General features: G+C 39.4%; 19 protein-coding genes. 5 read left to right on the top strand and 14 right to left on the bottom strand.

Features of this window, described 5'->3' with window-relative positions; translation table 11 throughout:
• Nucleotides 1-19: 19 nt before the first annotated feature.
• Entirely contained in the window at nucleotides 20-595 is a 576-nt protein-coding gene (locus tag C1A09_RS04300; protein WP_101542519.1) for a flavodoxin family protein, read from the bottom strand.
• Between the two features lie 39 nt (nucleotides 596-634).
• Nucleotides 635-1,030, bottom strand: coding sequence for a DUF6249 domain-containing protein (locus tag C1A09_RS04295; protein ID WP_101542518.1), 396 nt, complete (start codon nucleotides 1,028-1,030; stop codon nucleotides 635-637).
• A 143-nt stretch (nucleotides 1,031-1,173) separates the two neighbouring features.
• Here C1A09_RS04295 and C1A09_RS04290 point away from each other — a divergent pair, with 143 nt between their 5' ends.
• Together C1A09_RS04290 and C1A09_RS04285 are read left to right on the top strand one after the other, a co-directional pair.
• Nucleotides 1,174-1,725: an RNA polymerase sigma factor gene (locus tag C1A09_RS04290; protein WP_101542517.1), complete on the top strand. Its 552-nt coding sequence runs from the start codon at nucleotides 1,174-1,176 to the stop codon at nucleotides 1,723-1,725.
• Nucleotides 1,722-2,093 (top strand): hypothetical protein, encoded by a 372-nt coding sequence (locus C1A09_RS04285; RefSeq protein ID WP_101542516.1) that lies wholly within the window; start codon nucleotides 1,722-1,724, stop codon nucleotides 2,091-2,093. The genes C1A09_RS04290 and C1A09_RS04285 overlap by 4 nt, the downstream gene beginning before the upstream one ends.
• A gap of 65 nt (nucleotides 2,094-2,158) precedes the next feature.
• Here the strand turns inward: C1A09_RS04285 and C1A09_RS04280 are convergent, their stop codons facing one another.
• The 11 genes from C1A09_RS04280 to C1A09_RS04230 all read right to left on the bottom strand — a co-directional run bounded on the left by C1A09_RS04280 (nucleotide 2,159) and on the right by C1A09_RS04230 (nucleotide 14,960).
• A complete protein-coding gene (locus C1A09_RS04280) occupies nucleotides 2,159-3,406 on the bottom strand; it encodes a DUF1015 domain-containing protein (protein WP_101542515.1) in 1,248 nt (415 codons plus the stop codon).
• Between the two features lie 98 nt (nucleotides 3,407-3,504).
• Nucleotides 3,505-4,425: an NAD(P)-dependent oxidoreductase gene (locus C1A09_RS04275; protein ID WP_101542514.1), complete on the bottom strand. Its 921-nt coding sequence runs from the start codon at nucleotides 4,423-4,425 to the stop codon at nucleotides 3,505-3,507.
• 114 nt (nucleotides 4,426-4,539) lie between these two features.
• Nucleotides 4,540-5,607 (bottom strand): 3-phosphoserine/phosphohydroxythreonine transaminase, encoded by a 1,068-nt coding sequence (gene serC, locus C1A09_RS04270; protein ID WP_101542513.1) that lies wholly within the window; start codon nucleotides 5,605-5,607, stop codon nucleotides 4,540-4,542.
• A gap of 257 nt (nucleotides 5,608-5,864) precedes the next feature.
• Nucleotides 5,865-7,178 (bottom strand): DEAD/DEAH box helicase, encoded by a 1,314-nt coding sequence (locus C1A09_RS04265; protein WP_101542964.1) that lies wholly within the window; start codon nucleotides 7,176-7,178, stop codon nucleotides 5,865-5,867.
• A 127-nt stretch (nucleotides 7,179-7,305) separates the two neighbouring features.
• A complete protein-coding gene (gene nqrF / locus C1A09_RS04260; protein WP_101542512.1) occupies nucleotides 7,306-8,580 on the bottom strand; it encodes an NADH:ubiquinone reductase (Na(+)-transporting) subunit F in 1,275 nt (424 codons plus the stop codon).
• Between the two features lie 17 nt (nucleotides 8,581-8,597).
• The gene (gene nqrE, locus C1A09_RS04255) at nucleotides 8,598-9,224 is read right to left on the bottom strand and encodes an NADH:ubiquinone reductase (Na(+)-transporting) subunit E (RefSeq protein WP_101542511.1); all 627 of its coding nucleotides are present in this window, start codon (nucleotides 9,222-9,224) and stop codon (nucleotides 8,598-8,600) included.
• 97 nt (nucleotides 9,225-9,321) lie between these two features.
• Nucleotides 9,322-9,957, bottom strand: a complete 636-nt coding sequence (locus C1A09_RS04250) for an NADH:ubiquinone reductase (Na(+)-transporting) subunit D (protein ID WP_101542510.1) — start codon at nucleotides 9,955-9,957, stop codon at nucleotides 9,322-9,324.
• Between the two features lie 4 nt (nucleotides 9,958-9,961).
• Nucleotides 9,962-10,651, bottom strand: a complete 690-nt coding sequence (locus C1A09_RS04245; protein WP_101542963.1) for a Na(+)-translocating NADH-quinone reductase subunit C — start codon at nucleotides 10,649-10,651, stop codon at nucleotides 9,962-9,964.
• A 16-nt stretch (nucleotides 10,652-10,667) separates the two neighbouring features.
• Nucleotides 10,668-11,855, bottom strand: coding sequence for an NADH:ubiquinone reductase (Na(+)-transporting) subunit B (locus tag C1A09_RS04240; RefSeq protein ID WP_101542509.1), 1,188 nt, complete (start codon nucleotides 11,853-11,855; stop codon nucleotides 10,668-10,670).
• Between the two features lie 127 nt (nucleotides 11,856-11,982).
• A complete protein-coding gene (locus tag C1A09_RS04235) occupies nucleotides 11,983-13,332 on the bottom strand; it encodes a Na(+)-translocating NADH-quinone reductase subunit A (protein ID WP_101542508.1) in 1,350 nt (449 codons plus the stop codon).
• A 227-nt stretch (nucleotides 13,333-13,559) separates the two neighbouring features.
• On the bottom strand, nucleotides 13,560-14,960 hold the full coding sequence (locus tag C1A09_RS04230) for a C1 family peptidase (RefSeq protein WP_101542962.1): 1,401 nt from the start codon (nucleotides 14,958-14,960) through the stop codon (nucleotides 13,560-13,562).
• A gap of 218 nt (nucleotides 14,961-15,178) precedes the next feature.
• Here C1A09_RS04230 and C1A09_RS04225 point away from each other — a divergent pair, with 218 nt between their 5' ends.
• From C1A09_RS04225 to C1A09_RS04215, 3 genes are all read left to right on the top strand, one after another.
• The gene (locus tag C1A09_RS04225; protein WP_101542507.1) at nucleotides 15,179-16,381 is read left to right on the top strand and encodes a BamA/TamA family outer membrane protein; all 1,203 of its coding nucleotides are present in this window, start codon (nucleotides 15,179-15,181) and stop codon (nucleotides 16,379-16,381) included.
• A gap of 124 nt (nucleotides 16,382-16,505) precedes the next feature.
• Nucleotides 16,506-17,696 carry a glycosyltransferase family 2 protein gene (locus C1A09_RS04220; protein WP_101542506.1) on the top strand — a complete coding sequence of 397 codons (1,191 nt, stop codon included), beginning with the start codon at nucleotides 16,506-16,508 and terminating at the stop codon, nucleotides 17,694-17,696.
• A 13-nt stretch (nucleotides 17,697-17,709) separates the two neighbouring features.
• Entirely contained in the window at nucleotides 17,710-20,388 is a 2,679-nt protein-coding gene (locus tag C1A09_RS04215; RefSeq protein ID WP_101542961.1) for an ATP-binding protein, read from the top strand.
• Nucleotides 20,389-20,518: 130 nt separating this feature from the next.
• On the opposite strand, the gene C1A09_RS04210 is transcribed toward C1A09_RS04215, so the two are convergent.
• Nucleotides 20,519-22,294 (bottom strand): hydroxymethylglutaryl-CoA lyase-like TIM-barrel protein, encoded by a 1,776-nt coding sequence (locus C1A09_RS04210; protein ID WP_101542960.1) that lies wholly within the window; start codon nucleotides 22,292-22,294, stop codon nucleotides 20,519-20,521.
• Between the last annotated feature and the right edge of the window lie 116 nt (nucleotides 22,295-22,410).

Genomic DNA, 22,410 nt, shown 5'->3' with positions numbered 1-22,410 from the left:
AAATTTCCTACTTCTTTGATTACAATAATTTATGGACAATCTTTTTACATCGTATCATTTCTTTTTCCGATAAACCCGGATGTTTTCTGGTTCCTCCTCTCTCTATAGCCTTTACTACCTTAAAGCCACTCCACTTCAAGATTTCTTTCAAAGCTTTCACTACTCCCCGTGTCTGATTATAGAGTATATTAAAAGGATAAGGCGTGGTAGATGTACTTACTATAATTGCTTTTTTGCCTTTATGAAGAGGAAGAGGAATTCCCATGGAGTTTTCTCCCATCATACCATAAACCATCCGGTCAAAAAGAACTTTCAACGTACCGGGCATATTTCCCCAATAACATGGAGCACCGATAATCAACGCATCCGCTTCCTCAATAAAATGTAGAACTTGCTGTGCATCATCTTCTGGTAAACAGCATTTCAAAGTTTCACGGCATTTCATACAACCGATACAAGGATGTACTTTCAACTCCGAAGCCCGTATATAATTTGTTTCGACCTCCAAACTTTCTGCTTCTTGTTTCATCAAGTCCAACATCTTTGAAATGTTTCCCTGTCGACGAGGGCTACTATTTATTATCAATATCTTCATAAATAAAGAAACTTTCCGACAAAGGTAGGAAAATAAAGATTACTCTTTTTTCTTATTCAGTTTCAATTCGGTAATAAAAGCAATTATCAGCCCAATTCCACCAAATAACAACACACATGCACCATAAATCAAAGAAACGGTTTGTCTATAGTCCCATTGATCTTTACTTAAATATCCGGGAAGTGTAGTTACACAAAGCAGATAGCCAACCAATAGGCCTAATCCCATTCCCGTCAAAAGGCTACCTATTTTTAAAGCAGAAAAGGACAGAATATCGTAAGGTTTAAAGTCGGGCCTCTTAGGATACATTTGTTGATCAGCCATTTTTTCCAGTAAAAGCAGTCTCTCTTTTTTGCAAACAAACAGTTCAAACAGTTTGTAAATTCCTAAAGTAATGATTGCCATTACAGCAGGTACCATAATAAAATCCATCATATTCGTTATCTTTTAAATTAGTAATTTTGTTTCTTTGTACTCTTTAGACGCTATAATCTTGATTAGGTTACAGTTTATGATAAAAAAAATATTTTGGGGGGAAATATGTAACCTTATATTAATAGTTGCGTCTAATAGACAAAATGAAAGACGACGAAAAATATATTATACAACGTATCTTGAATGGAGAGACTGCTCTTTATGAATACTTTTTGAATAAGTATAGCCAACAAGTCTTTACTTTGATTATCCGCATTGTCTCCAATCAAGAAGATGCTGAAGAATTGACACAAGATACTTTCTTAAAAGCTTTTCAACATCTCTCGTCTTTCAAAGGAAACTGTTCTTTTTCAACATGGATATATGCCATCGCATATAACACGGCTATATCCAATGCACGTAAAAAGAATCTTGATACTTTTGTTATGGATGATGGACCACTTGCCAATATATCGGATCAACAGGTGGACGAAGCCTTGAATAACGACAGAGAAGAACAGATTATCAAGCTAAACAAAGCGATCCAATTACTTAATTCTGATGAAAAGGCTTTAATCACTCTGTTTTATCTGGAAGAAAAAACTATTAGTGAAATCACTCTTATCTCAGGATTGACAGCAAACAACATTAAAGTAAAGTTGCATCGCATCCGCAAAAAAATATATGTACTAATGAAACAGGAGGATAAATTATGAGCGAAGAACAAAAAGATAAAGGTCTGAAGAAGACATTACAAGAACAATATTCGTTTCAGTTACCTTCTAACTTTACCTATTGTACTATGCAAAAGGTAGAAGAAAACATGCGTCTTCGCGAAAAGAAGACAGAATATCGAACATTATTAGCAACTATTATCGCTACTATATTTTTAATTGGAGTTTGTATAGCCAGCCTGATTATCTTTTTTGGAAACAGTATTCGAGAAGCATTCACTATATCTTCGATAACAAAAAGCGAAGAAATTCAAATACCCTCTTTCTACTTCCTACTCATAATAGCTGTTCTTCTTTGTCTACTATTTGATCGATGGATGAGAAAACAATACTACAAACATCATCCATAAACCATAAAAACGGGGATGATTCGTAACTTCTTAAAACATCCCCGTTCAAATAAAACTCACTATATTTAGTCTAGCTTATGAATTACCAGTCCTGAACGCAATTTGGGTTCAAACCAAGTTGTCTTAGGAGGCATAATATTACCGGTATCTGCAATGTCCATCAATTGTTTCATGCTGACAGGATATAACGCCAATGCAAGTTTCATTTCCCCACTATCGACACGTTTCTTCAATTCACCCAACCCACGGATACCTCCTACAAAGTCTATTCGCTTATCTGAACGAAGGTCTTTAATACCGAGAATTTCATCCAAAATCAAATTGGAAGAAATGGTTACATCCAACACGCCGATAGGATCGTTATCATTATAAGTACCGGGATTGGCGGTAAGACTGTACCATTTACCATCCAGATAAAGAGAGAAATTATGTAAACTTTCAGGTTTATAAATATCAGCCCCTTTCTCTTCTACCTTGAAATTCTTACTAACGGCAACAAGGAATTGTTCAGGAGTCAGACCATTTAAATCCTTCACAACACGGTTGTAATCTATAATTGTCAACTGATTGGCAGGGAAACAAACAGCCATAAAATAGTTATATTCTTCATCTCCACGATGATGGAGATTTTGCTTTGCTTTTTCTGCACCTACCAAAGCAGCAGCTGCACTACGATGATGTCCATCGGCTATATAAAGGGCAGGCATCTTGGCAAATTCTTTGGTAATCGCGTCAATATCCTCTTGCTTATCTATAATCCAGAAAGTGTGACCGAAACCATCGCCCGGAGCAATAAAATCATATACCGGCTTCCCAGCTGTATAACGGGAAATAATAGTATCCAGTGTAGTATTATCAGGATAAGCAAAGAATACCGGTTCGATATTGGCATTATTCACGCGGACATGCTTCATCCGGTCCTCTTCTTTATCACGGCGGGTCAATTCATGTTTCTTGATGATACCGTTCATATAATCGGGAACGTATGCACCTACTACCAAACCGTATTGTGTTTTACCATTCATAGTTTGGGCATACACATAGTAGTTCTCTTTCTCGTCTTGGACCAGCCATCCTCTATCCTGAAACATACGGAAGTTATCGGCAGCTTTCTGATAGACACGTTCATCATGCTCATCCGTGCCAACCGGAAAATCTATTTCCGGCTTAATGATATGATACAGAGATTTTTCGTTTCCTCTTGCTTCTTCGCGTGCTTCCTCAGAATTCAATACATCGTACGGACGCGATGCAACTTCCTCTACCAAATCTTGGGGAGGGCGAACGCCCTTAAAAGGTTTAATGATTGCCATGGTAATTAGATTATTAAATGAAATATTCAGGCGCAGATTACACGGATTTCACGAAACAACAATTCCGTATAATCCACATAATCCACGCCTAAGAAATATTACTTATTTACGCGGAACTTTTCGCAACCGTCTTTCAGGAATCCTACAATCTGCTTGGCTGCTGCAATACCTGCATTGATATTGGCTTCAGCAGTCTGGGCACCCATCTTTTTAGGTGTAGAAAAATAACGTCCGGCAAACTTGGCAATAAACGTTTCATGAGCAGCGGGCATAATGTCTGTCATATACTTCAAATCAGCACGCTCTTCCATCAATTGGATAAGTTCGGCCTCGTTGATAACTTCCTTACGAGCAGTATTCACCAACAGACCTCCTTTCGGCATTTTGTTTACCAAAGCGTAGTTAATGGAATTCTTCGTTTCGGTAGTTGCAGGGATATGCAAAGAAACGACATTACAAGTAGAGTAAAGTTCTTCAGCAGAAGCAACAGCCTTCACTCCGTCTTTCTCGATTACTTCTTTTGGACAGAATGCATCAAAAGCATAAATATCCATACCAAAACCTTTGGCAATACGGGCCACATTACGACCTACATTACCGTATGCATGGATACCCAACTTCTTACCCATCAGTTCCGTACCGGAAGTACCGTTATACATATTACGAACAGCCATCACCATCAGGCCAAAAGCCAGTTCAGCAACAGCATTGGAGTTCTGTCCCGGGGTATTCATTACACACACATTATGAGCGGTAGCAGTTTCCAAATCTACATTGTCATAACCGGCACCGGCACGAACTACGATTTTCAGCTCCTTGGCTGCATCCAACACTTCAGCATCAATGATGTCGCTACGGATAATAATGGCATTAGCGTCTTTCACTGCTTCCAGCAATTTTGCTTTTTCTCCATATTTCTCCAGCAATACAAGTTCATAACCTGCTGCTTCAATCTCTTTGCGAATACCGTCCACCGCAACCTTTGCAAACGGCTTGTCTGTTGCAACTAATACTTTCATAATTCTTATAGTATTAAAAGAATTCACCACAGAGTCACACGGAGTTTCACAGAGTTTTCTCTTTTAGTTTAATCTCTGTGGGACTCTGTGCCCTCTGTGGTGAAAATTATGTTATTAATGAAGTTTCTCAAATTCCTGCATGCAGTCGATCAAAGCCTGAACACTCTCTTTCGGCATAGCATTATAGCAAGATGCACGGAAACCACCTACAGAACGGTGTCCCTTGATACCTACCATACCCTTTTCTGTAGCAAACTTCAAGAAGTCTGCTTCAAATTCTTTATATTCGGGAGCCATTACGAAGCAAATGTTCATACGTGAACGGTCTTCTTTAGCAGCAGTACCCACAAACATTTTGTTACGGTCGATTTCAGCATACAACATATCTGCTTTCTCAATAGCACGACGTTCCATTTCTTTCACACCACCTTGTGCCTTAATCCAACGCAAAGTTTGCAATGCTGCATAAATAGGAACAACAGGAGGAGTATTAAACATAGAACCACCATCCACGTGAGTCTGATAGTTCAACATAGTCGGAATATAACGTGACACTTTACCCAACGCATCGTTCTTTACTATGACGAATGTCACACCTGCCGGAGCCAAATTCTTCTGTGCACCACCATAAATACAAATATACTTAGATACATCGATTGGACGAGAGAAAATATCGGAAGACATATCGGCAACCATCGGAACATTTACATCCAGATCTTTTTTCAGTTCCGTACCATAAATCGTGTTATTAGTAGTAATATGGAAATAATCCACATCAGCCGGTACAGTGTAATCTTTCGGAATATATGTATAAGTGGCTTCAGCAGAAGAGGCAACTTCTACAACTTCACCGAAACCTTTAGCTTCTTTCATTGCCTTTTTTGCCCACACACCTGTATTCAGATAAGCAGCTTTCTTTTCAAGGAAGTTGAAAGGAACCATGCAGAATTCCAGACTGGCACCACCACCCAAGAACAGTACCGAATAACCTTCGGGGATATTGAGTAATTCTTTGAATAATGCCACGGCTTCGTCCACTACGGGTTGGAAGTCTTTAGCACGATGGCTAATCTCCATCAGGGAGAGACCGGATCCATTGAAATCTAAAATAGCCTTCGCTGTATCCTCAATCACCTCACGCGGAAGAATGGAAGGTCCTGCATTGAAATTATGCTTTTTCATTTGAAGTTTGTTTTGGTTATACAATTTCGTTGATTTGTGTCTTTCGACATGGCGAAATTAAGGAATTATTTCTGTATTACCAATCTTTCCTTATGAAAATCCTTTTTTTATCCGCATTTACCTTTCTTTTTATTGGTTTATACAAGATATATGCACCATTTTGTTATGTATACTTGCCAAGAATAGTATAAAATAGTAAATTGAAAGATAGACCCGATATTAACTTCTTATTCGATAGAAAAAGATTAAGAAAAACGTTACTTTGCTTCTTCGATCAATGTTTTCATCCCTTTAATCTTTTCATCTCGTATCAACGTGAGGAGCTGCTTTACTTTACCTCGGCGAATGGCAACAAAAGCATAGTGGTCTTTTACATCAACCTGTCCTACATCTTCTCGAGCCAATCCACCTTTTTTATATAAAAAGCCAACAATATCAACCTTATTTAGTTTATCTTTCTTTCCTTTACCGATATATATGGTAATCCAGCGAGATTTGATAGGTTTGGGAGTTTGATCCGGTATTTCAAAAATAGGAATATCTTCCGGAATATAATCTGGCCAACGTTCTTCTGAATGTAAAAGAAGATAAGATGAACCTTTTGCTTCCCAACGCGCCGTACGGCCATTGCGGTGGGTAAAGGCTTCTTCGTTGACGGGAAGATGATAATGAACCACATTGTCAATACCGGGAATATCAAGTCCCCGAGCTGCCAAGTCGGTAGAAACAAGGACAGGACAACTGCCGTTACGGAATTTATAGAGTGCACGTTCGCGGTCGGCCTGCTCCATGCCACCATGGAAAGAATCACAAGGAAATTTTTTCGATTTCAAATAACCGGTTACCCTTTCCACACTTTCACGATAATTGACGAATACTATAGTGGAACTGTCACCCAGCGTACAAAGCAATCTATAAAGCGTCTCCAGTTTATCTTTATCAGGGGATAATACCTTTTGAATATTCAAGCGTTCGGATAACACTTCAGACGTCAAATAGTTGAGTTTTATGGTACGATTTAATCCCGTAAATTGAGGTATTTCTTCTGCATCGGTAGCAGACAGCAAAATGCGTTTCTTCAATGAGGGCAACTGTCCGATCACTTCCGACATTTCATCTTGAAAGCCAAATTCAAGGCATTTATCAAATTCGTCTATGATAAGGGTATTTACCGTACCGGCATCGAAATTCTGTTTCCTCAAATGGTCATTCATTCGCCCCGGTGTACCTATAATTACAGAAGGATTGATACCTTTCATAGTCCGGTGTTCTTCCATTGCAGGACGTCCCCCATAGCAACTCATAGCTTTAAAAGGAGTATTCATGGATTTAAATACGGTTTCTATCTGCAACGCCAACTCCCGTGAGGGAACTAAAACAACAGCCTGTACTCTCCGTTCAGAAAGATTCAAAGAATTAACCAAAGGTAGCAAGAAAGCCAAAGTTTTACCGGATCCTGTAGGTGATAACAAAACAAGATCATTGTCTGATTGATAGGCATCCAATGCAGCCTCCTGCATCGGAGTAAGTTGTTCTATCTGCAAATTATGCATTATTTCCGAATATTCCATATAGTTCTTCAATTTGAGAACAAAGGTAATAAAAGAATGGGAGATACAGGGAAACAAAAGTGGCAGATAATGCAATATCATCTGCCACTTTCAATTATATATGAATAAAAAACGTATAATACATCTTTTATCCGCCGAAGTTATCAAACATCAGGTTCTGAGCCGGAACACCAAGATCATCAAGCATTTTTTCAACAGCTTTAGACATAGGACCGGGACCACACATGTAGTATTCAATATCTTCTGGAGCTTCGTGATCCTTTAAATAAGTTTCGTAAATTACATTGTGAACAAAGCCCGGAGTATACTTCACGCCTGCCGCATCAGCTGCCGGATCGGGACGGTCCAGTGCAAGATGGAATGAGAAGTTCGGAAAATCTTTTTCTATTTGCAAGAAATCCTCCAGATAGAATACCTCGTTCAAAGCACGTGCACCGTAGAAGTATGACATCTTACGATCGGTTGTATGCAACGTCTTCGTCAAATGCATAATTTGCGCACGTAATGGAGCCATACCGGCACCACCACCAATCCACATCATTTCTTTTGTAGAATCGAAAATAGGATGGAAGTCGCCGTAAGGTCCACTCATAGTTACCTTATCACCCGGTTTCAAGGTAAAGATATAAGAAGAAGCGATACCCGGCATCACATCCATAAAGCCAGGACCTTGATCTTTCGGTTTGAACGGAGGAGTAGCGATACGTACTGTCAACATGATACGGTCACCCTCAGCAGGATAGTTAGCCATAGAATAAGCACGAATAGTCTCTTCTTCATTCGTACACTTCAAACCAAACAGTCCAAATTTCTCCCATGCAGGAAGATATTCCTCACCAATCAAACTCTTATCTATATCCTTATTATAATCCATTGAGAATTTAGGTATCTTAATTTGAGCGTATGATCCCGGAATGAAATCCATGTGTTCACCTTTTGGCAATGCAACAATAAACTCTTTGATGAATGTAGCTACATTCTTATTAGAGATAACCTCACACTCCCATTCTTTCACACCAAGTACAGACTCATCAATCTTAATACCCATATCACCTTTCACTTTCACCTGACAACCCAAGCGCCAATGGTCTTGTATCTGTTTACGGCTAAAATGGGGTATCTCAGAAGGTAGGATTTCACCCCCTCCCTCCATTACCTGGCATTTACACTGTCCGCAAGAACCCTTACCACCACATGCGGAGGAAAGGAAAATGCCGTTTACTGACAATGTATTCAACAACGTTGAACCGGACTCTACCTCCAAAGTTTTATCATTATTGATAGTCAATTTCACATTACCTGACGGTACCAAGAAATTTTTGGCAACCAACAGGATAACAACAAGCAGGATGACAACCACCAGGAATACGCCAATGCTTGCTAATATCATATTCATATCCATTGTTTTATTCCTTTCTTTTAGATTTTCAAACCAGAGAAACACATGAATGCCATTGCCATCAGACCTACTGTAATAAACGTAATCCCTAAACCTTTCAACGGAGCAGGTACGTCAGAATAAGCCATCTTCTCACGAATAGCAGCCAAACCTACGATAGCCAACAACCAGCCAATACCTGAGCCGAATGCATAAGAGATAGAATCCCATACATCACCGATATATTTCGGATCACTCTCACCCAACGTGATACGTTGTTGCATAAACAGTGAGGCTCCCATGATAGCACAGTTAACAGCAATCAACGGCAAAAAGATACCTAGTGAAGCGTAAAGCGAAGGACTAAAACGTTCCACAACCATTTCCACTAACTGTACGATAGCAGCAATTACGGCAATAAAAAGAATAAAACTAAGAAAACTGAGGTCAACGCCTTCAATAATCGCATTAGGACCAAGTACCTTGGTTTGCAACAAATAGTTGACCGGAAGTGTAACAACCAACACGAAAGTTACAGCTATACCCAGTCCCACGGCAGTCTTCACATTCTTCGATACGGCCAAATATGAGCACATACCAAGAAAGAACGCGAATATCATGTTGTCCACAAAGATTGAGCGGACGAATAAACTTAATAAATGTTCCATGTTATCTAATTTTAATTATGAATTACTAATTATAAATTAGGAGAATGACATACACTTTTACGATATATAATTCACCATTTATAATTCATAATTGAATTTACTTTTCTTGCAACTCTTTGTGACGAGCACGTTGATACCAAATAATGCAAGCACAGATAATCAATGCCATAGGCGGCATTAACATCAAACCATTATTTACATATCCGATCTTTTGCAAAGGTTCGTAGTTTAAGATATTGAAACCCAGCAAGGTACCAGATCCTAAAAGTTCACGAAAGAATGCTACGATAACCAAAATTTTGGCATATCCCAAACCATTACCCACACCGTCAAGGAAAGACTCCCAAGGACCATTCTGCATGGCAAATGCTTCCAAACGTCCCATCAGGATACAGTTCGTGATAATCAAACCTACGTATACAGAAAGTTGTACACTTACATCATAAGCAAAGGCTTTCAATATCTCACTTACAATGGTTACCAACGCAGCAACCACCACTAACTGAACAATGATACGGATACGGTTGGGAATAGTTTTACGCAACAATGAAATCACTACATTAGAAAATGCCGTAATCACAGTAACGGAAAGTCCCATCACTATAGCAGGCTCCAATTTTGCTGTAACAGCCAAAGCGGAACAGATACCCAATACCTGTACGGTAACAGGGTTGTTCAATCCAAGCGGAGTTGAGAATACTTCTTTATTCTTCTTTGAAAATAATGCACCCATATTCTTATTCCTCCTCATTATTATTAGTTAAAAAGTTCTTATAGTTATTCAGGCAAGTCTTCAACATCGCATCTACACCTACAGAAGTGATAGTACCACCGGATATACCGTCTACCTGATAAGCAGGTTTATCAACTTTTCCGTTTTTTACAACGCTAAGTGCAACCTCCCCATTTTCCAAAGTCTTCTTACCAGGAAATTCTCCTTGGAACTGAGCACCCGCAATTTCGGCACCCAAACCCGGAGTTTCACTAGCATGAGAGAAATATACACCATAAACGGTATCCTTATCAGCATTCAAAGCCACATACCCCCAAATAGCTCCCCAAAGACCAGCACCGTAAACTGGAAATACATATTTAGTCTCTCCGTTCACTTCGGCAACAAAAACATGTAAACGCTGTTGTTCTTTGGCTTCTTTCTCGTAAGCAGTAACAAATGCACCGGTATTTTTAGTCAAAGTACCGTCTACATTCATCAACATATCACCTTTCACATATTTATTATATTCTGCATCTGCATCCTTCACATCTTTAATATTCAATGCAGCAAGAATCTGCTTCTTCGTATCAAGCTCTACGTTCTTGTTTTGAATAGTACGCAGTGAAGAGCTTACGAATGCCAGCAGGAATGCAACGATAACAACCATTACCGAAGCATAAATGATAGTATAACTATTACTATTGGTATTCATTTCTTTTCCGGTATTTTTAATTGTTAGACTTAACAGTTGCACGTTTTTCGCGGCGACTAATGTTACTTTGTACCACACAATAGTCAATCAGCGGAGCAAAGATATTCATCAGCAGAATAGCAAGCATCATACCTTCTGGATAACCAGGATTCAGTACACGGATAATGATAGCCATAGCACCAATTAGAAATCCAAAAATGTATTTACCTGTTTCAGTACGGGCGGAAGTAACAGGATCGGTAGCCATAAATACGGCACCAAAACAGAAACCACCTAACACAAGATGTTCATACCAAGGCATATTAGCCATAGCTGTGTCAGGACCGATCGTATTGAAAATCCATCCCATGAATGCACCACCTACAAATACGGAGAACATAGTCTTCCAACTTGCTATACCGGTCCACAACAAGAGGATAGCCCCCAAAGCGATAGCAATAACACTAGTTTCACCAATAGAACCCGGAATTAGCCCCGTCACCATGTCCCAAGAGAAAGGCAGATAACCGTTAGGATCGGTAGCCGTAGATGCTACTCCCAATGCAGTAGCTCCGGAGAAGCCATCAACAAAAGTCTCACCACCTAAACCGAAAATCGTATCTCCGGGAATCCAAACCGCATCACCTGACATCTTTGTAGGGTAAGCAAAAAACAAGAATGCACGGGTAATCAAAGCAACGTTGAATACATTCATACCTGTACCGCCAAACACTTCTTTCGCAAAAATTACAGAAAATGCTGTAGCAACTGCCAAAATCCATAATGGACAGTCAACCGGAACTATCATCGGGATCAAGATACCGGAAACAAGGAAACCTTCCTGAATTTCTTCGTTCTTCCACTGAGCCACTACGAACTCAATACCAAGACCTACGACATATGATACAATAATTTTAGGCAATACAGCCAAAAAACCGTAGGCAAACATTTCGATGAAACTACCGGTAACACCGGTTGCATGGAAATGCTGGTAACCTACGTTATACATACCGAACAACAGCGCCGGTATCAACGCAATAACAACCATCGACATGATACGTTTACTGTCGATAGAGTCATGGATATGCGTTCCCGATTTCGAAGTGGCATTAGGCACGAACAAAAATGTTTCAAAGCCATCGAACACCGAACGAAATGCGTGGAGTTTGCCGCCTTCTTCAAAGTTCGGCTTTATCTTATCGAGATAATTTCTTAACGCTTTCATTTATTAAATTGATAATTGAGAATTGAAAATTGAGAAATAAGCTGCGCTACATCGTTCATAAGGCAATTTATATCACAGAATTTCATCCATCATTTTTTTAATTTTTAATTCTTAATTTTAAATTGAATTATGCCATTTCAGCACGAAGCATATCAAGCCCAGCACGTACAATACGTTGAATTTCCAACTTAGAAGAGCATACGAATTCACAAAGAGCAAAGTCTTCAGGAGCAACTTCGTAAATTCCCAAAGCTTCCATACGATCGATATCACCGGCAATGATTGCTTTCAATAAATATTCAGGATAGATGTCCATTGGGAATACCCGGTCGTATTCATTGGACATAATCATGTGACGTTCTCCACCCTTGATACGAGCATCAATCACATATTCCTTATTTCCCATCAACCAGCTGAAATAAGAACGGTTGGCACTGAACTGATTGAATCGTGGCATAATCCAACCTAGCATTTCATGTATTTCATCTCCTTCGGGAATAACTGTCAACTGATTGTCGAAAGCTCCAAGAAAGCCATTCTGAGAAACCTTCTTCCCTGTCAACACATTACCACTGATATAGCGAAGGTCTTTATCCGTCGTCACATTATCTTTGAACACATTTGTCAGCAAAGCACCGACTTTCAATCTACAATAGGCAGGTTTCAACACCTCGGAACCTGTTATAGCCACTGTACGAGTCATGTCCACACGACCGGTATTCATCAAACGTCCTATGAAAATTACAGCTTCCGCACTGATAGTCCATACAGTTTCGCCTTTTACAACCGGAGAGATGTGATTGATTTGTACCCCCACATTACCAGCCGGATTTGGTCCGTCGAATACCGTAACAGTAACGTTTTTAGCTTGCGTCAAAGCAGCAGATTCTTGTTTTACACTAATAGTCAGATACGTTTTTGCCATCTTGGCCAACGCGTCAAGTCCTGTCTGGAAGTTTACCTCCTCTCCTTTCAAGGTAAATTCGAAATCGGGTGCCAACGGATTACTGTCGAAGGCGGAAATAAAAATTGCTTTCGGAGCGACCGTGGGATCAGCGATTACATCGTACGGACGCTGACGGATGAAAGCGAACATACCAGCCTGCAGAAGTACATCTTTCACTTCCTGGGCACTCATCTTGGACGGATCCATTTTACCGAACTCTTCGTAGTCTTGCTCAGCGGCAGCTTCTACAACGATGTTCAGCACCTTACGGCGTGCACCACGTTCCACGCTTGTCACTACGCCGCTAACGGGCGAAACAAATTTCAATTCAGGATGATTCTTGTCGATAAACAAGGGTCCTCCAGCCATCACATATTCCTGCTCTTTGACCACCACTTTCGGAGTGATACCCGTAAAATCGTCGGGAACAAGTGCATAAAATCCCGGCTCTTTCACGGAAAAAAACTCTTCCGCAGCTTTACCTTTCAGGTTAATGTCAAGGCCTTTGCGTAACTTAATTACATTTGCCATGCGTTTATATAAAATAATGGTTTCATTAATTTGCCCGCAAAAGTAGCAAAAAAGAATGTGATTAAATAGTAAAAAAGAAAGGAATTACGGAGAATTTTCCGTAATTCCTTTCGTTAACGAACACAAAGAGGAAAAGAGGGAGAAAATAGGGTAATAAAGTGATAGATTACTCTAATACTTTTATCATTTTATCATCCTATCACCTTTTATCACTTTATCACCTTTTATCATTTCTCTTCTGCAAACATTGGATCCCAAGCCGGTAAACGGATTGGTTTTTGTTTAAATAATTCCATTATTTTAGAAGGGACATACTTAGTTTCTACTACCAAGCGGAACATATATTCATTGAACCAATCATCGGTCATTATCAAATGCCCCTGATAACCACTTCCCGCTCCCCAACTATTTTCAACCATCCATTTCACTGGTTTCCCGTTATCATTCAAATCTACTGCCATTAGTGTCATGGCATGAGAAGAACCACTGGAAAAAGTTTCAATACGTTGCTTTTTATCCATACCGAAAGTAGTCCCCATCAATGATTCGTAATCATAGTTTTTCACATCAAGCAAACCACGTTCCGAATTTAGGAACTTGCCGACATCACAAGAAAAATACATCATGGTACTATCTTTCAAAGATGCAATAGCCATTTCCTTAATCTCTTCTATGGGTAAATTTACGTATGTCCAGTTCTTTCCGTCATAACGATGGCGGTCATAATCTATTTCATAACATTTATAATATTCACGACTGGGATCATTCATCAGCATTATATAGTTAGTCAACAACTTTTTATCCCCATATTTTTCCAAAAAAGACATAGGAGTGTGATGTTCTATTTCCATAGGATTTCCTTTGGTATCTCTACGAACATAATCAAACTCCGTAGGAGGAACACCCAAGTTCAAAACCAACATACGGTAAATAGTACCTAACATCTTTGTCTTCTCTTCTTCTATAACAGCAGGTTTGGTGTCTTTTGCAATCATATCACGCAATTGCAATCCATATTCTTTCAGCTTCAATGAAATAAGATTTGCCATGCGAGAAGTATTATCGCTACTATTAGTTTCCGGCATCGCTTCTTTGGGTACCAAACCGTACTTCGTTACAATATCCGCCACTCCTGTGAATGTGCCACCATCACTCAACGGATGTTGGAAAAGCCATTGAACAGTCTTATCATTCATAGGACTTTTACCAGTATCAATAATTCCTTGCAGGAAAAGATTGGATTTTTCAAGCTGATCCCAGAAAAAAGGATATACCTGAGAAAATTCGAAAGAAGGGAAATTATATTTGGCAAGCGTTTTGGCACGCATTACGTTCAATCCGGTAAACAACCAGCAACGTCCGGATGATTTTTGGTCGGTGATACCTTTGGAATTTACCCGAACAGAGAAATGAGTATCCATCGCCTGCATATTCTCCTGATTAAGTGCCAATTTACGTATATCATTATTACCAATAGCATTACGAAGCGCCTTGTCCGATGCCGTTCCTTGATAACTTTGCTTGATTTGTTCGAGCATGGAAGAGCTGATACCTCCCCTACCATCTTGAGCCTGTACAGAAAGCAATGCAGCACCCAAAACAATGACGGATAAAATTTGTTTCTTCATCATAAATTTCATTTTTATTATATAGTTCATTCAATCATTTTCTAGCAAAAAAATCCAGACCATCACAATCTAATTTATTCCACTTTATTCCACATCGTTTATGAGACAAAAGTAATTCCTTTTTTGAAATTTTTAGAATATTCTTTAAGAAATATTGTCTATTTACTTGAAAACCAATTCAGATAAATTAGTTTTCTTTGCAGCCATATTCGTACGACATGAAAAGATTTATACTAAGTATGTTTACTTTGGTGCTGGCAATAACAACTATTTCAGCCCAAGAACAAGTAGTTACAGCACCCAACGATACTACTACCACATTAACAAAAAAAGAACTGCGTAGACAGAAAGTAGCTCGCAGAAATTTACATTATAATATATTGGGTGGTCCCAGTTATACGCCAGATTTTGGTGCATTAGTGGGTGGAAGTGCTTTGTTGACGTTCCGTATGAATCCCAGTGATACTACTCAATTACGTTCCGTAGTACCTATGTCCATCGCATATATGTTTAAAGGTGGCATCAATATCATGGTGAAACCACAACTATTCTTTAAAGGTGATCATTTCCGTATTTTCGGAAAGTTTTCTTTTAAAAACACAGAAGATAATTTTTACGGTGTCGGTTACTCTACCAACAAGAATTACGTGCGTAGTGATACTACCAGCCAATATCGTTACAGCGGTATTCAAGTTAACCCTTGGTTTTTGTTTCGGTTGGGGCACAGCAATGTCTTTGCCGGTCCACAAATAGACATCAACTATGACAAGATAACCAACCCTGCCAAACACCTTGTCGAAGAAAAATCCTATATTGCTGCAGGCGGTAACGAACATGGTTACAAAAACTTCAACTCCGGTCTCGGCTTCCTCTTGACTTACGATAGCCGTGATATTCCCGCAAATGCTTATCGAGGTATTTATCTTGATTTCCGGGGTATGATGTATAGTAAAGTTTTCGGTAGTGATCAAAACTTCTACCGCCTTGAACTGGACTATCGTCAATATAAATCAGTAGGCAATCGTAAAATCATAGCTTGGACAGCACAAACCAAGAATGTATTTGGTAATGTCCCCTTGACCCAATATTCCCTTACAGGTACTCCCTTTGACCTGCGCGGTTATTATATGGGACAATATCGTGATAAGTCTTCCCATGTGGTTATGGCCGAATACCGCCAAATGATTAACACCGACCGTAGTAATTGGATAAAACGAATGTTGCACCATATCGGATTTGTAGCATGGACCGGATGCGGCTTTATGGGACCTACCATGGGAAAAATCGAGGGAGTATTACCCAACTACGGTCTGGGTTTACGTATTGAAGTACAACCCCGAATGAATGTGCGTCTCGATTTAGGAAAAAATACCGTCAACAAACAGACTCTATTCTATTTTAATATGACCGAAGCATTCTAATTTCTATAACAAATTGAATATTAAACAGTAGTTTTTCACAGGTTTCCTTGCACCACCCAAAGATTATACATACTTTTGGACTTGATTTCTGCCTTTGATTAGAAATTAAAGAGTCTGATACTGAATGGAAACCTTTGAAATATTCTTTTGGATAAGCCTATTTATCGTATTCTATACATATCTCGGCTACGGAATTCTTCTGTATATCTTGGTAAAGATAAAAGAATGTTTCCATAAAACGGTCGTCACTCCGATGCCAGCAGATGATGTATTACCTGATTTAACCCTATTTATCGCCGCATATAATGAAGAAGCTGTTGTAAATGAAAAAATGCGTAACAGCCTCGAATTAGACTATCCGTCCGAAAAACTTCATATAGTTTGGGTGACTGACGGTAGTAGTGACCGTACCAATGAACTTTTGTCCGGATGGTCTCAAGTTACAGTTATCTATCAACCCGAACGTCAAGGAAAGACAGCAGCCTTAAACCATGGAATGCAATTCGTAAAGACTCCATTGGTTGTATTTACAGATGCAAATACCTATGTCAACCGTGAAGCATTACGGGAAATTGTACATGCATTTGCCAATCCCAAAGTGGGATGTGTAGCAGGCGAAAAACGTATCAATGTACAAACTAAAGACAATGCAGCTTCAGGAGGCGAAGGCATTTACTGGAAATATGAATCCACACTTAAAAAACTCGATTCACGCCTTTACTCGACAACCGGTGCAGCCGGAGAACTGTTTGCCATTCGTAGCGAATTATTCGAAGAAATGGCTACAGATACGTTACTAGATGATTTTATACTTTCCCTGCGTATCGTCATGCAAGGATACACCATTGCATATTGCACAAATGCATACGCCACAGAAAGTGGTTCGGCAGATATGCTCGAAGAAGAAAAGCGCAAAGTACGGATCGCAGCAGGCGGATTACAATCCATATGGCGATTACGTCCGTTACTCAATCCATTTCATTACGGTATATTTAGTTTTCAATATGTATCACATCGCGTATTGCGTTGGTCACTCACTCCTGTTTTATTATTTTTATTGCTTCCCCTCAACACAATTCTCATTTTCACGACAAACTCTCCTCTATTTTATGCCTCTATTTGGCTACTACAGGCATTATTCTACCTCATGGGAAGTTGGGGTTATTACCTATCAACGAAGCATATCAAAAATAAAATACTCTTCATCCCGTACTATTTCCTCTTTATGAATGTCAATGTCATTAGAGGAATCAACTATTTGTATAAACGTAAAGGTAACACTAGTGGAGCATGGGAAAAAGCACGAAGAGCATAACACCAGAAATAATATGAAAAACATTCTGAAAAACGCAGAAAATGCTGAAAAGTTACTGAAGCTGACATCGGATACCATGATTATCCTGGATAAAAACGGCATTTGTATAGATATCACAATTTATAATGTAGATTTGTGGTTTCTAAAAGAAGAATTCCTGTTAGGTAAGAATATGTTCGATTTGTTACCTTATGCCACCTATTACCAAGTATATCCTGAATTCCAAAAGGTATTAACGCAAAAAATACACTCTACCAAAAACTATGAACTAACATTAGGAAACAAAACTTATTTCTTCAAATGCATTATGTATCCATACGAGGACATGGTACTCTGTCAATATCGTGATATCACAGAGCGAAGTCAACGTAAGTTGGAACTGGAAAAAAGAAATCATGAACTCAAAGAAATACAGAAGGTTGCGCTTATCGGAAGATGGAGATATGATACCGACACCCAAAAATTCAAATATACAGGTCATACCGATATCATGTGTACCGAAGACGAACAAACCATCCCGTTGAATGAATATGTGAACCATATCCTTCCCGAAGACCATGAGACTTTCAATAACTGGTTGGAACGAAACCTGAAAGGCGATATAGAAGAAAGTGTAGATTACCGGATACACTACCTGAAACAAATATATTATATCCGTCTGAAAACTTTTGCACGGGAGAAACATAAAGATGGAAATATAATCATAGAAGGATATATACAGAATATTACAGATATCCAGCAACGGCGTAACGACATCAATTTATTAACTCATGCCATCAATAACTCTACCGAAGATATCTTTGCTGCTCGCGAAGATGGTACATTGGTATTTGCCAACCGACGTTTCAAACAACATCACGATATCGGTTGTACAGATGACATCACTCAATTGACTATTTACAATATAAACTCTTATGTCGGCAATCAGCAAGCGTGGAAAAAAATGCTTTCCAAAATTAAGAAAGGAGAAGAGCACAATGGATTTGTAATTCCTAATCCCCTACCTCTTCATCCCGAAGTATTGGCTATCGAAGGAAATGCATATTGGGTAACCAGCGATGAGGGTGAAGAAACCGTATGGGTATTTGGACGTGACGTTTCACAGCGTATCACCCACGAACAGCAAATCAAACGGTTCAGCCAGATATTAGACAAGACAATAGAAAATCTCCCGGCAAGCATTGTTGTAAAAGATATTAAAAGCGGGTTTAAATATTTATATCGTAACCGAGAATCATACAATCGTAACATACCGATGAAGGAGGCATTGGGGAAAGACGACTTTGATTTTTATCCTTTTGAAGTAGCACAGGAAAAAAGACGGCAAGACATAGAAATCGCCAAAACAGGAAAAGAAATGCATTGGATTACAGAAGAACACGACCAGAACGGTAAATCCATTTATCTAGATAAAAGAAAAATTAAAATCGAGAGTGGAGATTTCCCTCCCATCTTACTGAGTATCGAATGGGATATCACCAAAATGGAAGGAATGAAACGCGAATTACTCGTTGCCAAGGAAAAAGCGGAAACTTCCGATCAGTTGAAATCAGCCTTCCTAGCCAACATGAGCCATGAAATACGTACTCCACTAAATGCCATTGTAGGTTTCTCACGTATCATAGCCGAAAGTACTGATGCCGACGAACGGAAAAACTATTATGAAATTGTAGAAGCTAACAATGAAAGGTTGTTGCAACTCATCAATGAAATACTCGACCTCTCTAAAATTGAAGCGGGTATAGTAGAGTTTACCATTACTCCAGTACGTTTACATCCGCTTTGCCGGGAAATACATGACGCGCACAAATTCCGTTGCCCCCCCGGAGTAGAACTGATTTATGAACCCTCGGATGAAGATATTGTCATCGAAGGAGATAAGAACCGTATCTTCCAAGTGATTTCCAATTTGATAGGAAATGCATTCAAATTCACCACTAGTGGTAACATCAGCTATGGTTATCATTGCAAAGAAGATAAAATAGAATTTCATGTCAGCGACACGGGTATCGGTATTGAAGCCGACAAATTATGTAAGGTTTTTGAACGTTTTGTCAAAGTGAATACTTTTGCCCAAGGTACCGGTCTGGGGCTATCCATCTGTAAAACCATCATCGAACGGTTAGGTGGTAGCATATCCGTCAGTTCGGAAATGGGTAATGGTACCACTTTTACTTTCACCTTGCCTCTACATTCAAGTAAATCACAAGTAAAGAAAAAGAATAGAAGTGAAGAAAACGTCACACAACAGATCTCTATTCAAGATAGTCCCGAGGAAAACATATATAAATTTAAAGACAACAAAACTGATACCGATAAAGAACAAAAAGACGAAAAAAAAACAAAAACAATATTGATAGCAGAAGATACGGACAGTAATTATATTCTGACAAAAGCAATACTAGGAAAGTTATACCATCTGGAACGTGCCAAAGACGGTATGGAGGTGGTGACCATGTTTGAGACAGTACGCCCCGACCTCATTTTAATGGATATGAAGATGCCGAACCTCGGAGGATTGGATGCCACCAAAATCATTCGTGAACTTTCACCGGACATACCTATCATCGCTCTTACGGCTTATGCTTATGAACATGATAAACAAGCTGCCTTTGATGCAGGATGCAATGATTTCCTGACAAAACCATTCACTCAAGAGATTTTAAAGGAAACTATCAAAAAATGGTTATAGAGAAATGATAATTCAACAGATTAATTATTGAAACACAGATTAGCGTAATTTTTTACAAAGAATTTTATTTTCAAAGTACTGCATACCGCCTTATAATCTACGAAAATCTGTGTTTCAATAATTTTTCATTTTATGCAAAGATATCACTTCTCTGGATATAAGCTATCACGTCGCCTTTATTGACATTACCACCTTGTTGCACACAAACTTCCACAACGCGTCCCGTAAATCCGGTCATCACCTTCTCATATTCACCCCATGGCGTAGAGAGATAACAGAAAACTTCATCATGTTGATATTTTCGTCCGATAAACGGTGCAGTAGAGGGTCCCTCTACCGATACTTCCCACAAAACCTGCCCTTTGGAAGGAGCTATTACCGGATCTGCCTTTGCCCGTTTCAGTTTCTTAATCTCCTCTTCAGAATATCCACTCTTTGCCATAGCGGCATCCTTAGCACGCTGCAATTCATCCTGGAAACGTTTTTTCGCAATACCCGATTTATAATCACGATACTGACGATCGTGCATGGCAAGTTCGAAGAGTTCTTCATCATCTTCTCCATATTCCCAACCATTCTCATCCATTTCCTTGCGATATTCATCCAGAGCATCCGGATAATTCAGTTGCGGATCGGCATCCACAAACTCATATTCTTTGGACTTGGCAAGCTCAATGATCTCAGGAGCCAAAGCTCCCGGAAGTCGCCCGCTTTTACCCAAAATCATATCCCACGTATGGTTGTCTATCATCGTCCAGCGTTCTTCACCTTTCACCAGCTGCATAACATTCATCAACGCTACATTCTTCACGTACTGGCTGAACGGAGTTACCAAAGGAGGATAACCTAATTTTGGCCAAACATACTCCACTTCATCAAAAAGCATCACCAGTAAATCATCAATATTCAGTTCCGGCTGGTTCTTTCCTTTTAAAATCATATTAATTCCTGAATGTACACCTTTTAGGTCAGCCATCATAGATCCCATCATACCGCCCGGCAATCCGCACTTCAACAAAAGAGAAGAAGTATGCTTGTTAGTAGGATCCATAAAAAAACCAAGAAAATCATCTATAAACTCTTGCGTCATGGCACGCGCCTTCATATAGGCTTTCATATTGATATCAGGTACCCGGAAACCTTTATCCTTCAGCATCGCCTGTACTGAAATAACATCCGGATGCACTTTTCCCCATGACATAGGTTCCATAGCTACATCAATAATGTCGGCACCATTCTCGCAAACTTCAAGAATGGAAGCCATGGAAAGTCCTGGTCCGCTATGACCATGATATTGAATAATCACCTCAGGATGTTTTTCCTTTATAGCTTTTGTCAGCCGTCCCAACATACCCGGCCGACCGATACCAGCCATATCTTTCAGGCAAATTTCAGGTGCTCCGGCTTCAATCAGACGATCGGCAATAGCGGCATAATATTCTACCGTATGCACAGGTGAGTGTGTAATGCAAAGGGTAGCCTGCGGAATCATTCCTGCCTCAAGGGCATAATGAATAGAAGGAATTATATTCCGGGACTCATTCAGTCCGCAGAAGATACGAGTAATGTCTACCCCCTGTGCATGCTTCACTTTGTACATCAGACGGCGTATATCTGCCGGAACAGGATACATGCGCAACGCATTCAGACCACGGTCGAGCATGTGTGTCTGTATACCTGCTTCATGAAAAGGTTTAGTAAAAGCACGTACTGCTTTGTTGGGATTTTCACCATAGAGAAGGTTTACTTGCTCGAAAGCTCCTCCATTCGTCTCCACACGGGCAAAACAGCCCATTTCGACAATCAGCAGGGCAATACGGACCAATTGGTCTACCCGAGGCTGGTATTTACCGGACGATTGCCACATGTCGCGATAAACAAGACTGAATTTAATCTCCTTTTTCATCATAGTCAGTAATAAGTGATTTTTCTTTTTGGTTAACTTAATATATACAAATATAAAGGATTATTCTGACATATAGTCAAAATAATCCTATTAATTTTCAAATAAAAGAGATGTTT

It is taken from the genome of Bacteroides cutis (assembly GCF_900241005.1).
Classification (GTDB): Bacteria; Bacteroidota; Bacteroidia; order Bacteroidales; family Bacteroidaceae; genus Bacteroides; species Bacteroides cutis.
The sequence above is the reverse complement of the archived record's forward strand: the minus strand, read 5'-3'. Positions and strand labels throughout refer to the sequence as shown.

Bases quoted from the DNA above. Each gene is read 5' to 3' on its own strand.
- C1A09_RS04300 (WP_101542519.1), bottom strand. From the start codon at position 595: ATGAAGATATTGATAATAAATAGTAGCCCTCGTCGACAGGGAAACATT.
- C1A09_RS04295 (WP_101542518.1), bottom strand. From the start codon at position 1,030: ATGATGGATTTTATTATGGTACCTGCTGTAATGGCAATCATTACTTTA.
- C1A09_RS04290 (WP_101542517.1), top strand. From the start codon at position 1,174: ATGAAAGACGACGAAAAATATATTATACAACGTATCTTGAATGGAGAG.
- C1A09_RS04285 (WP_101542516.1), top strand. From the start codon at position 1,722: ATGAGCGAAGAACAAAAAGATAAAGGTCTGAAGAAGACATTACAAGAA.
- C1A09_RS04280 (WP_101542515.1), bottom strand. From the start codon at position 3,406: ATGGCAATCATTAAACCTTTTAAGGGCGTTCGCCCTCCCCAAGATTTG.
- C1A09_RS04275 (WP_101542514.1), bottom strand. From the start codon at position 4,425: ATGAAAGTATTAGTTGCAACAGACAAGCCGTTTGCAAAGGTTGCGGTG.
- serC (WP_101542513.1), bottom strand. From the start codon at position 5,607: ATGAAAAAGCATAATTTCAATGCAGGACCTTCCATTCTTCCGCGTGAG.
- C1A09_RS04265 (WP_101542964.1), bottom strand. From the start codon at position 7,178: ATGGAATATTCGGAAATAATGCATAATTTGCAGATAGAACAACTTACT.
- nqrF (WP_101542512.1), bottom strand. From the start codon at position 8,580: ATGGATATGAATATGATATTAGCAAGCATTGGCGTATTCCTGGTGGTT.
- nqrE (WP_101542511.1), bottom strand. From the start codon at position 9,224: ATGGAACATTTATTAAGTTTATTCGTCCGCTCAATCTTTGTGGACAAC.
- C1A09_RS04250 (WP_101542510.1), bottom strand. From the start codon at position 9,957: ATGGGTGCATTATTTTCAAAGAAGAATAAAGAAGTATTCTCAACTCCG.
- C1A09_RS04245 (WP_101542963.1), bottom strand. From the start codon at position 10,651: ATGAATACCAATAGTAATAGTTATACTATCATTTATGCTTCGGTAATG.
- C1A09_RS04240 (WP_101542509.1), bottom strand. From the start codon at position 11,855: ATGAAAGCGTTAAGAAATTATCTCGATAAGATAAAGCCGAACTTTGAA.
- C1A09_RS04235 (WP_101542508.1), bottom strand. From the start codon at position 13,332: ATGGCAAATGTAATTAAGTTACGCAAAGGCCTTGACATTAACCTGAAA.
- C1A09_RS04230 (WP_101542962.1), bottom strand. From the start codon at position 14,960: ATGAAGAAACAAATTTTATCCGTCATTGTTTTGGGTGCTGCATTGCTT.
- C1A09_RS04225 (WP_101542507.1), top strand. From the start codon at position 15,179: ATGAAAAGATTTATACTAAGTATGTTTACTTTGGTGCTGGCAATAACA.
- C1A09_RS04220 (WP_101542506.1), top strand. From the start codon at position 16,506: ATGGAAACCTTTGAAATATTCTTTTGGATAAGCCTATTTATCGTATTC.
- C1A09_RS04215 (WP_101542961.1), top strand. From the start codon at position 17,710: ATGAAAAACATTCTGAAAAACGCAGAAAATGCTGAAAAGTTACTGAAG.
- C1A09_RS04210 (WP_101542960.1), bottom strand. From the start codon at position 22,294: ATGAAAAAGGAGATTAAATTCAGTCTTGTTTATCGCGACATGTGGCAA.